10 protein-coding genes are annotated in these 12,083 nt (G+C 38.3%); 3 read left to right on the top strand and 7 right to left on the bottom strand.

All coding sequences use genetic code 11. From position 1 onward, the window contains the following. Window positions 1-50: 50 nt before the first annotated feature. The 3 genes from rpoB to rplJ form a co-directional block, all read right to left on the bottom strand. Complete coding sequence (gene rpoB, locus C0975_RS04360; protein ID WP_101775178.1) at window positions 51-4,079, bottom strand: DNA-directed RNA polymerase subunit beta; 4,029 nt, start codon at window positions 4,077-4,079, stop codon at window positions 51-53. Between the two features lie 275 nt (window positions 4,080-4,354). Next, window positions 4,355-4,723, bottom strand: a complete 369-nt coding sequence (gene rplL / locus C0975_RS04355) for a 50S ribosomal protein L7/L12 (RefSeq protein WP_049214724.1) — start codon at window positions 4,721-4,723, stop codon at window positions 4,355-4,357. Between the two features lie 51 nt (window positions 4,724-4,774). Further along, window positions 4,775-5,266, bottom strand: a complete 492-nt coding sequence (rplJ, locus tag C0975_RS04350) for a 50S ribosomal protein L10 (RefSeq protein ID WP_049214725.1) — start codon at window positions 5,264-5,266, stop codon at window positions 4,775-4,777. Between the two features lie 412 nt (window positions 5,267-5,678). Here rplJ and C0975_RS04345 point away from each other — a divergent pair, with 412 nt between their 5' ends. The 3 genes from C0975_RS04345 to C0975_RS04335 all read left to right on the top strand — a co-directional run bounded on the left by C0975_RS04345 (window position 5,679) and on the right by C0975_RS04335 (window position 9,431). Next, complete coding sequence (locus C0975_RS04345) at window positions 5,679-6,776, top strand: sugar diacid recognition domain-containing protein (RefSeq protein ID WP_101775177.1); 1,098 nt, start codon at window positions 5,679-5,681, stop codon at window positions 6,774-6,776. A 123-nt stretch (window positions 6,777-6,899) separates the two neighbouring features. Beyond that, window positions 6,900-8,276: a GntP family permease gene (locus tag C0975_RS04340; RefSeq protein ID WP_101775176.1), complete on the top strand. Its 1,377-nt coding sequence runs from the start codon at window positions 6,900-6,902 to the stop codon at window positions 8,274-8,276. A 12-nt stretch (window positions 8,277-8,288) separates the two neighbouring features. Beyond that, entirely contained in the window at window positions 8,289-9,431 is a 1,143-nt protein-coding gene (locus C0975_RS04335) for a glycerate kinase (protein WP_101775175.1), read from the top strand. A gap of 69 nt (window positions 9,432-9,500) precedes the next feature. On the opposite strand, the gene rplA is transcribed toward C0975_RS04335, so the two are convergent. The 4 genes from rplA to secE form a co-directional block, all read right to left on the bottom strand. Beyond that, window positions 9,501-10,190: a 50S ribosomal protein L1 gene (gene rplA / locus C0975_RS04330; RefSeq protein ID WP_101775174.1), complete on the bottom strand. Its 690-nt coding sequence runs from the start codon at window positions 10,188-10,190 to the stop codon at window positions 9,501-9,503. Between the two features lie 4 nt (window positions 10,191-10,194). Continuing rightward, complete coding sequence (rplK, locus tag C0975_RS04325) at window positions 10,195-10,623, bottom strand: 50S ribosomal protein L11 (RefSeq protein WP_005763439.1); 429 nt, start codon at window positions 10,621-10,623, stop codon at window positions 10,195-10,197. A 160-nt stretch (window positions 10,624-10,783) separates the two neighbouring features. Then, entirely contained in the window at window positions 10,784-11,335 is a 552-nt protein-coding gene (nusG, locus tag C0975_RS04320) for a transcription termination/antitermination protein NusG (protein ID WP_101775173.1), read from the bottom strand. A gap of 1 nt (window position 11,336) precedes the next feature. Further along, the gene (gene secE, locus C0975_RS04315) at window positions 11,337-11,741 is read right to left on the bottom strand and encodes a preprotein translocase subunit SecE (RefSeq protein ID WP_101775172.1); all 405 of its coding nucleotides are present in this window, start codon (window positions 11,739-11,741) and stop codon (window positions 11,337-11,339) included. Window positions 11,742-12,083: the final 342 nt, after the last annotated feature.

Genomic DNA, 12,083 nt, shown 5'->3' with positions numbered 1-12,083 from the left:
CCGCACTTGAGCGTACATTGCTTCACACCAAGCTTGGCTATGATGTCAGATTAATCTTCATCCAAATCAATATTGATACCAAGCGAGCGAATTTCTTTCATAATTACGTTGAAAGATTCTGGTGTACCTGGATCCATTTGATGTGTACCACCTACGATGTTTTTATACATCTTAGTACGACCGTTCACGTCATCAGATTTCACAGTTAGCATTTCTTGTAAGGTATATGCTGCACCGTATGCTTCAAGAGCCCATACCTCCATCTCACCAAAACGCTGACCACCGAACTGTGCTTTACCACCCAATGGCTGCTGTGTAACCAAGCTATAAGAACCCGTTGAACGCGCATGCATTTTGTCGTCAACTAAATGGTTCAATTTGAGCATATACATATAACCTACAGTTACTGGACGCTCAAATTTCTCACCAGTACGACCATCAAATAAAGTAATTTGACCTGAAGTCGGTAAACCACCTAACTCTAATAGACCTTTGATTTCGCTTTCGTGTGCACCATCAAATACAGGGGTTGCGAGCGGTAAACCTTTACGTAAGTTCTGTGCTAAACGCATCACTTCTTCATCAGTGAAAGTGCTTAAATCCACTTTTTGTGAACCGTGACCCAAGTCGTAGGCTTTTTGCATATACTCACGCAATTTCGCCACTTCTTGTTGCTGCTTGATCATGGCATTGATCTTGTCACCGATACCTTTCGCAGCTAAACCTAAGTGCGTCTCTAAGATCTGACCAATATTCATACGTGATGGAACACCCAGCGGGTTCAACACGATATCAACTGGTTGACCGTTTTCATCGTATGGCATATCTTCCACAGGATTAATTTTTGAGATAACCCCTTTGTTACCGTGGCGACCAGCCATCTTATCACCTGGTTGAATCTGGCGTTTAACAGCAAGATATACTTTCACTACTTTCAATACGCCTGGTGCTAAATCATCACCTTGAATGATCTTGCCACGTTGAACTTCTAGCTTACGCTCAAATTCTTTACGTAATTCTTCGTACTGTTCAGCAAGCTGCTCTAATTGATTTTGCTGTGACTCATCACTTAATGATTGCTCTAACCATTTAGTGCGGTCTAATTTATCTAAATTTTTCGCTTCAAAACCACCAGCGATAAGGAGATTACGTACACGAGTAAACAAGCCAGCTTCAAGGATTTCTAATTCTTCCACAAGGTCTTTTTTCGCTTGTTTTAACTGCATTTCTTCGATTTCAAGCGCACGTTTGTCTTTTTCGACACCATCGCGAGTAAAGACTTGAACGTCGATAACCGTACCCGATACACTGTTTGGTACACGTAATGAAGAATCTTTTACATCTGAGGCCTTTTCACCGAAGATTGCACGTAACAATTTTTCTTCTGGAGTTAATTGTGTTTCACCTTTTGGTGTCACTTTACCCACCAGAATATCTCCGCCTTTAACTTCTGCCCCAATATAAACAATACCTGATTCATCCAGTTTACTTAATGCGGCTTCACCCACATTTGGAATATCTGCTGTGATTTCTTCAGAGCCTAATTTAGTGTCACGCGCCACACAAGAAAGTTCTTGAATGTGAATTGTTGTGAAACGATCTTCTTGTACCACACGCTCAGACACTAACATCGAGTCTTCAAAGTTATAACCATTCCAAGGCATGAAGGCGACACGCATGTTTTGACCAAGTGCTAGCTCACCTAAATCCGTTGAAGGACCATCAGCTAACACCTCACCACGCCCAATAGGTTCACCTAAAGACACACAAGGCACTTGGTTAATACAAGTATTTTGGTTTGAACGGGTATATTTAACAAGATTATAAATATCAATACCTGCTTCACCTGGGATCGTTTCATCTTCATTGACTTTTACTACGATACGTGAAGCATCAACATATTGAATTGTACCACCACGTTTCGCGATAACAGTGACACCAGAGTCCACTGCTACTGCTTTTTCAATACCAGTACCGACTAATGGTTTATCCGCACGCAATGTTGGTACTGCTTGACGTTGCATGTTTGCACCCATTAATGCACGGTTCGCATCATCATGTTCAAGGAATGGGATTAACGCCGCAGCAACAGAAACCACTTGTTGAGTTGAAACGTCCATATAATGAATTTCGTCTGGACGGTATAAACCAGATTCACCATGTTCACCACGACAAGTGACGAAAGCATCAGTAAAACGGAAATCTTCATCTAAATTTGAGTTCGCCTGTGCAATAACATACTTACCTTCTTCAATTGCAGATAAATATTCAATTTCTTCCGTCACTTGACCATTCACTACTTTACGATATGGTGTTTCTAAAAATCCATAGTCATTAGTACGCGCGTAAACAGAAAGTGAGTTAATCAAACCAATGTTTGGACCTTCAGGTGTTTCGATTGGACAGACACGACCATAGTGCGTTGCGTGAACATCTCGCACCTCAAAGCCTGCACGTTCACGTGTTAAACCACCCGGACCCAATGCAGAAATACGACGTTTGTGCGTCACTTCTGATAACGGGTTATTTTGATCCATAAATTGTGAAAGTTGTGAAGAACCAAAGAATTCTTTCACCGCCGCAGAAATAGGTTTTGCATTGATCAAATCTTGTGGCGTCACGGCATCTAAATCGCCCAAAGACAAGCGTTCTTTCACCGCTCTCTCAACACGCACTAAACCAATACGGAATTGATTCTCCGCCATTTCGCCCACTGAACGAATACGGCGGTTACCTAAGTGGTCAATATCATCCACTTCACCGCGACCGTTACGGATCTCAATCAGTTTCTTCATCACACCGATGATGTCATCATTGCTTAAAATGCCGCTACCAGTCTCTTCATCAATACCTAAAGAGCGATTAAATTTCATACGACCCACTGCAGATAAATCATAACGATCGGATGAAAAGAATAGATTATCAAATAAATTTTCTGCTGCTTCTTTCGTAGGTGGTTCACCTGGACGCATCATACGATAAATTTCAACTAACGCACTTAAACGATCATTCGAAGGATCAACACGCAATGTTTCTGAAATATAAGGACCATGATCTAAGTCATTAGTGAATAACGTTTCAATAGTTTTATAGCCTGCTTGTGATAATTTCGCCAACATTTCTAACGAAATTTCCATATTAGCAGGACAAATCACCTCACCAGTATCTAAATCGACATAATCTTTAGCAGCCACTTTACCAACAATATATTCCGTTGGTACTTCAACTTGTGTAACATTATCTTTTTCTAATACACGAATATGACGTGCAGTAATACGACGACCACGTTCAATATAAACTTTACCATTTGCTTCGATATCAAAGGTTGCTGTCTCACCACGTAATCTCTCTGGCACTAATGTCATAAGCAATTTGTTATCTTTAATCTCAAAAACAACTTTATCGAAGAAAAGATCAAGGATTTGCTCTGTAGTGTAGTTTAATGCACGTAAAATAATAGTTGCAGGTAATTTACGACGACGGTCAATACGCGCATATAAGTTATCTTTTGGATCAAACTCAAAATCTAACCAAGAACCACGATAAGGAATAATGCGCGCATTATATAAAACTTTACCTGAAGAATGGGTTTTACCTTTGTCAGAATCAAAGAATACACCTGGGCTACGATGTAATTGCGACACGATAACACGTTCAGTACCATTAATGACAAAGGTACCATTATCGGTCATTAATGGGATTTCCCCCATATATACTTCTTGTTCTTTAATATCTTTAATTGTGCCCGGTGCAGCGTCTTTATCATAGCTGACTAAACGTAATTTAACACGTAATGGCGCAGCGTAAGTAGTACCACGAATTTGACATTCTCTTACATCAAATACTGGCTCACCTAATTGATAACTGACATATTGTAATTCAGTATTGCCATTATTGCTGACAATTGGGAAAACAGAACGGAATGCAGCTTCTAATCCTTGCAAACCTTCTGGATCTCTTTGGATAAACTTATCAAAAGAGTCAAGTTGGATTGTTAATAAATAAGGTACATTTAAAACTTGCGGGCGTTTGCCGAAGTCTTTACGAATACGTTTTTTCTCGGTATATGAGTAAACCATAGGGTTCCTCTGCTGTGTTTCAGTGAACCAAACACATAATGTTATCGAAATAAACACTATGTATGCGATGTATGTTATTAAGATACCGTTTCCAGATGACCGCACTCTGAACCTTACTTCTGATGAGCGGATACCCCAAATTATGTCAACTTAATTAATTTGAGAAAAACAGAAAAAACCAAACGGAGAAATTTATTCCTGTTTTGATAGCACAAAATGGCTGATGGAAAAACCACCAGCCATCGAGCCTTGAAGGGCTAACAAGTTAACCAAAATTATTTGATTTCTACTTGTGCGCCAGCTTCTTCTAATTCTTTCTTAAGTGCATCAGCTTCAGCTTTAGAGATGCCTTCTTTCAATACTGCTGGAGCAGATTCTACTAAGTCTTTAGCTTCTTTTAAGCCTAAACCAGTTGCACCACGTACTGCTTTGATAACTGCTACTTTGTTAGCACCTGCGCCTGCAAGAACTACATCGAATTCAGTTTTCTCTTCAGCTGCTTCTGCTGGACCTGCTGCTACAGCTACTGCTGCCGCTGCTGCAGAAACACCAAATTTTTCTTCCATCGCAGTGATTAATTCTACGATTTCAGTTACAGATTTAGAAGCGATCGCTTCAATAATTTGTTCGTTAGTTAATGACATAACAATCAATTCCTAAAGTAAAAAAGTTAAACGAGTAAAGAAACGGCTGAATTAAGCTGCTTCTTGTAATTTGTCGCGTAATGCTGCAAGAGTGCGAACAAGTTTGCCTGCCGCAGCTTCTTTCATTGTACCCATTAAACGTGCAATTGCTTCGTCGTAAGTTGGTAATGTTGCTAAGAATTCAACATCTTGGATCTTACCTTCAAAGGCTGCACCTTTAATTTCAAACTTATCGTTTGCTTTTGCAAAATCTTTGAACAAACGGGCTGCTGCGCCTGGATGCTCAGTAGAGAATGCGATAAGTGTTGGACCTACAAACGTATCTTTTAAGCACTCAAAATCAGTACCTTCAACTGCACGACGTAATAAAGTATTACGTACTACACGCATTGAAACACCGTTTTCACGAGCTGCTTTACGTAATTCAGTCATTTTATCTACTGTTACACCACGAGAATCCGCGATAACAGCTGATAGGGCACCTTTGGCTGCTTCGTTTACTTCAGCAACAATTGCTTGTTTGTCTTGAAGATTTAATGCCATTGGCTTTTAGCTCCTGAATACACTCCGATTTCTCGGACTTAAATTACCTCATATAAATAATAATATGAGGACGACTTCGGTGCACAGAAGCAAGAAAAATTCTTATTCTGTTCACCATCTACGTAGGATAATTAAGAAACACTTGATTTCCCCTACGGTCTTGGACGGGGCTTGAAATTGGTCAAGCACCATCAATTTTCACCACTATATTTATATGGCAAAATTCAGATGCGGGATTATAATCAGAATTTCTTGTTTTGTAAATATAATTTATCAAAAAATAAACTACTGCTATGATGTTTCTCTCAGGTTTTGCTAATAAAGCTTACTTTGTTATAAAACTCATTTGACAACGAAATCTATAATACAAAATTATTACGTCTTATACAGTGATCAGGTGCAATATATTGAGATGAAGATTAATAAACAAACCGCACAAAAAATTGTCAGCCGTACAATGAACATTATCCAAAACTCGGTCAATGTAATGGATGAAAATGGAATTATTATTGCTTCAGGTGACAGTTCTCGTGTAAACCAAAAACACATTGGCGCTATTGTAGCGATACGCGAAAATAAAGTGGTAGAAATTGATCAAACGCTCGCAGAAAAATGGAACTTTGAGGCTAAACCAGGTATCAATATGCCAATCAACTATTTGGGTAATATTGTAGGTGCGGTAGGTATTTCTGGTGAACCTGATAAAGTAAGATCTTATACCGAGTTAGTCAAAATGACCGCTGAATTAATTATTGAGCAATATATTTTATTAGAGCAAGAACGTTGGCTACATCGATATAAAGAAGAATTCATCCTGCAACTGCTTGATGAAACACAACAAATAACACAACTTAAACAACAAGCTCATTTCTTTGATGTTGATTTACAGCAACCTTACATTGTTGTCATCATTCAATTATCTACAACTAGCGCAGAATTACTACAAGAACTCATCACCTATCTTCAACAACCTCATTTTACTCATCATTTAGCAATTTTAGCACTCGATAAAATTGTACTATTACTTCCTCAAACACAAATTAAGCACAAAGAGCTGGCTAAATTATTACCAGAAACAGCCATATTACACAATTATCACATAGCTGTCGGCGGTTACTTTACTGGTGAATCTAAAATACATTATTCTTATCAAACCGCACTTTCGACCCTTGAATATGGTTTACAATATCATCCTAAAAAAACAATTTACTTTTTTGAACAATATCAGCTACCTGTCCTGTTACAAAATTTAACTCGCTCTTGGCAAGCGGAAGAATTACTCAAGCCAATCCAAAAACTCATTCAACAAGATCAAAACCACCTACTTAGAAAAACATTACAACAATATTTTTTATCAAATTGTGATCTATCTCTCACTAGCCAAAAGCTATTCATTCATATTAATACATTGCGCTACCGCCTCCATAAAATAGAGCAAATAACTAGTTTATCTTTCAATAAGATAACTGATTTATTTATCTTATATTTGGGTACATTATTATTGCCTTAAAATTAGCCAAACTAACAATAAATTCCGTTTCATCCTGTACATTCTTGTAGTTTTATACAAAGCTTTTTTAGTACAAATTCACAATAATAATGATTGAACCTAAACAACATAAAGGAGGTTATTATGAGCGGTATTACACTCATTATTAGTTTTGTTATTGCCATCATTATTATGATTTGGTTAATCGCAAAACTCAAAGTTCATCCTTTCTTAGCATTAATGACTATCTCACTTTCGTTAGCACTCATCGCTGGGATTAGTCTCAATAAGATCCCGAGTATTGTAGGTGATGGTTTCAGTGGTACCTTTAAAAGTATTGGGATTGTAATTATTTTTGGAGCAATCATAGGCACCATTTTAGAAAAAACAGGCGCTGCACTAAAACTTGCTGATATGGTTGTCAAAATCATTGGTCAGAAAAAACCTGAACTTGCGATGCTGATCATGGGCTGGGTTGTTGGTATCCCTGTTTTTTGTGATAGTGGCTTTGTTGTTCTCAATCCGATACGTGAAGCTCTGCGTAAAAAAATTGCCGCTAATCCAGTAAGTATGGCAGTGGCGTTGAGTGCAGGGCTTTATGCTGCGCATGTCTTTATACCACCAACTCCAGGACCAATTGCAGCAGCAGGTGCGGTTGGTTTAAGCCATAATTTATTACTTGTCATTGGAATGGGGACTGTTGTCTCACTTCCCGTCTTATTTGCTAGTTACCTTTTTGCAAAATGGACAAGTAAAAATATTACTTTAATTGAAGATGATTCAGATCCAGTCATTAGCAAAAGCTATGATGAACTACTCAAACAATATGGCCAATTACCAAGTGGTTTCTTAAGTTTAGCACCTATTTTTATACCTATTTTACTTATGGCATTAGGCTCAATCAGTAAAATCATGGCAATAGAAGGTAATTTGGGTATATTGCTACAGTTCTTAGGAAATCCAATTATTGCTCTTGCTATTGGTGTTATTTTTGCCATCTTATTATTGATTCAGTCTGGTAAAAGCTCAGAATTTGATACATTAACAAATGACACTTTAAAATTAGTGGGGCCTATTCTCTTTATTACCGCAGCGGGTGGAGTATTAGGTAAAGTGATTACTGAAGCAGGATTCGTTGAATATATTAAACAAAATGCGCATATCATCAGCACTGCGGGTATTTTCTTCCCATTCCTGATTTCTGCTATTTTAAAAACAGCACAAGGTAGCTCAACAGTAGCAATTATTACTACAGCATCAATTATGGGTATGTTCAACGCTAGTGATTCGTTAATGAGTGCATTAGGTTTAACTTCTGAAATTGCAGCCTCATTAACTGTAATGGCAATTGCAGCGGGTGCAATGTGTGTATCCCATGCAAATGACAGTTACTACTGGGTTGTGACTAATTTCACTAAAATGACGCCACAACAAGGCTATCGTACTCAAACGATGCTGACTTTTATCATGGGGATCGTTGGTATCTTAACCGTCTATCTGCTGTATTTAGTGTTAGTTTAATAGGATCTTAATATGAAAATTGTGATTGCACCTGATTCTTTTAAAGAAAGTTTAACCGCACTTGAGGTCGCTAATGCTATTGAAACGGGCTTCAAGAAAATTTTTCCCCACGCCCAATATATTAAAGTACCAATGGCTGATGGTGGTGAAGGTACAGTGCAATCTCTTATCGATGCTACACAGGGCTGTTTAATCTCAACATCTGTGATAGCTCCACTTGGTAATACTATTTCTGCCACATGGGGACTATCAGGAGATAGAAACACTGCTTTCATTGAAATGGCGGCTGCCTCAGGGTTACATTTAGTACCACCTGAGCAGCGAAACCCATTAAAAACAACTAGTTTTGGGACGGGACAATTAATTAAAGCAGCACTTGAAAGCGGCATAAAAAAAATCATACTCGGCATCGGTGGCAGCGCCACCAATGATGGTGGTGTTGGTATGCTACAAGCATTAGGTGGAAAGTTCTTTGATCAGGAACAGCGAGAAATTCAATTAGGCGGAGCTGCATTGCAGCAACTTTCTGCTATTGATCTTACCAATCTTGACCCACGTCTAAAAGCAGTAGAACTTCAAATTGCTTGTGATGTTACTAATCCTTTGTGCGGTGCAAACGGAGCATCTGCCGTTTTTGGTCCACAAAAAGGGGCGACTGTAGAAATGGTACAACAGCTTGATCGTGCGCTATATCATTTTTCTTCTATTGTGGAGCAGCAATATCATCTTAACATTCGTGAACAACCTGGTAGCGGCGCAGCAGGTGGAATGGGGGCGGGCTTATTATTACTTCCTAATGCCCAACTACAATCAGGCGTAGATATTGTCATTAATGCCGTCAATCTAACAAGACAAGTTGAGAGTGCTAATTTAATTATTACTGGAGAGGGCAGAATGGATAGCCAAACAGCGCAAGGGAAAACACCAGCTGGAGTTGCTAAAGTTGCAAAACACTTTAACAAACCTGTCATTGCAATTGTTGGAAGTTTAAAGGAAGACTATGAAGTGATATATGATATTGGTATTGATGCTGTTTTTCCGATACTACGCCAAGTAGAAAATTTAGAAACTACTTTGAAAAAAGGTAGAGAAAATCTAATTTCTACTGCACAAAACGTGGCAAGACTTTGGCAACTTATCAAAGTTAGCCAATAATTATTTTTCATAGAAAAGACCGCACTTTATAGCCATAAAGTGCGGTCTTTTTTTAATTAATTCTATGAATTATAGTGAAGACTGATCAACAGCTACACCAGCACCCATAGTTGTAGAAATACTTACTTTCTTGATGAATACACCCTTAGATGTCGTCGGTTTTGCTTTCGCTAATGCAGCTAATAACGCTTGTAAGTTTTCTTTTAACTGTGCTTCGCTGAAATCTACTTTACCAATTGTTGTGTGGATAATACCGTTTTTATCATTACGGTAACGAACCTGACCTGATTTTGCATTCTTCACAGCTTCAGCAACGTTTGGTGTTACAGTACCAACTTTAGGATTTGGCATTAAACCACGTGGACCTAAAATTTGACCTAATTGACCAACAACACGCATTGCATCAGGAGAAGCAATGACGACGTCAAAGTTCATTTCACCTTTTTTCACTAAGTCTGCTAAATCTTCCATACCAACTAAATCTGCACCAGCTTCTTTAGCAGCTTCTGCATTCGCACCTTGCGTGAATACAGCAACACGTACAGAACGACCCGTACCATGTGGCAATACTGTTGCACCACGTACGTTTTGATCAGATTTACGAGGATCGATACCTAAGTTAACCGCAACATCTACACTCTCAACAAATTTTGCAGTTGCAAACTGTTTTAATACAGTGATTGCTTCGTTGATTTCATAAGCTTTAGTAGAATCTACGCCAGCCTTGATTGCTTTCATTTTTTTAGTCAATTTAGCCATCGTATTATTCCTCCACCACTAAGCCCATTGAACGAGCAGTACCAGCGATTGATTTCATCTTAGTTTCGATAGATGCACCAGTCATATCTGCCGCTTTAGTTTCAGCGATTTGACGGATTTGCTCTAAAGTGACTTTACCCACTTTATCTTTGTTCGGTTTACCCGAACCAGACTTAATACCAGCTGCTTTTTTCAATAATACTGCGGCAGGTGGTGTTTTGGTGATAAAAGTAAATGAACGGTCTGCATATACAGTGATAACAACGGGAATTGGTAAACCTTTTTCTAAGCTCTCAGTACGAGCGTTAAATGCTTTACAGAATTCCATAATGTTTACACCTTGTTGACCTAATGCAGGACCAACTGGTGGTGATGGGTTAGCCATACCAGCTGCAACTTGCAACTTAACATAGGCTTGTACTTTTTTTGCCATTTTTAGCTTCCTCTAGAATGGGTAATAACGCTATTACTAGCTCCCCTGTTTACGAAAAGGCTGTATTCTAATTAAATACAGCCCAAACTTCAAGTAAAATTACTCAAAATATGATTGCACTTTATGCTTACATCAAGCATTAATAAAATACGGTCAGAATCTAGTTTGTTTTTTCCACTTGACTAAACTCAAGTTCAACTGGTGTTGCACGACCAAAAATAGAAACAGACACTTTTAAGCGACCTTTTTCATAATCCACTTCTTCCACAGTACCATTAAAGTCAGCGAATGGTCCTTCAGTGACGCGAACTTCTTCACCAGGCTGGAATTCTTTTCTGTGACGTGGTTTTTCTGAACTTTCTTGTAAACGGTTTAAAATTCTATCCGCTTCACGCTGTGAAATCGGTGCAGGTTTATCGGCTGTACCACCAATAAATCCCATTACACGCGGAACACTACGTACTAAATGCCAAGTTTCATCATTCATTTCCATCTGAACTAATACATAGCCAGGGAAAAATTTACGTTCACTTTTACGTCTTTTCCCAGCCACATTCTCAACAACTTCTTCTGTTGGGACAAGTACTTCACCAAACTGATCTTCCATTTGATGTAATTTAATATATTCACGTAAAGTTGCTGCCACACGCCCTTCAAAACCTGAAAAAGCCTGTAATACATACCAACGTTTTTTTGGTGCGGTATCTGTCATATTAGAACCTCAAATCTGTTAAGAACGTAATTAATGCAACGATAACTGAATCTAATCCCCATAAAATTAATGAAACAAGGATTGTGACACCTGCAACAATAAAAGTGGTCTGAGTTGCTTCTTGACGCGAAGGCCATACAATTTTTCTTAATTCAATTTTCGACTCGCTGAAAAAATGACGTGCTTTTGTGCCTTGATTTGTTAATGCCGCAATACCGAGCGCAACAAGCAATAAAATAACTACACCAACAACACGAATTGGGGTAGAAAATTGTTCTACAAGGTAGATATTACCTAATGCCGCCCCTGCAATGACAGCAACAACTAAAATCCATAAAAAACTATTTAGGCCTTTTGACTTTAAGCTATCATCTTCGTGCGTATTTTTCTTAATTTCTAACGCCATAATTTAATCCATTACTTAATCTAAAAAAATAGGGATTCGTTTCTGAACGCGTGATTGTAGCACTTTATTTTATGATTGCATATATAGAAGAATCATTTTTTAATTAAGTTAGTACCAATCTCAATTCATTACATCTATATATAAGTGCAGTCAGTTTTAGTGAAGTTTTATCACACTTCTCATTGAATCATGATAACACCGAAGCTAAAAGCCTAAGAAGTTAACATTCCATCATTCTTAAAAGTACAAACGCATGTCAGTATAAAACATGCGTTTTGTATAACCAATCTATCCAGTCTATCCAACCAAGCAAAAATACTACACAAAAACACTCAACCACAA

This window comes from Pasteurella oralis, assembly GCF_002850605.1.
GTDB classification, from domain to species: domain Bacteria; phylum Pseudomonadota; class Gammaproteobacteria; order Enterobacterales; family Pasteurellaceae; genus Pasteurella; species Pasteurella oralis.
This window is presented reverse-complemented; position numbering and strand designations above follow the sequence as displayed.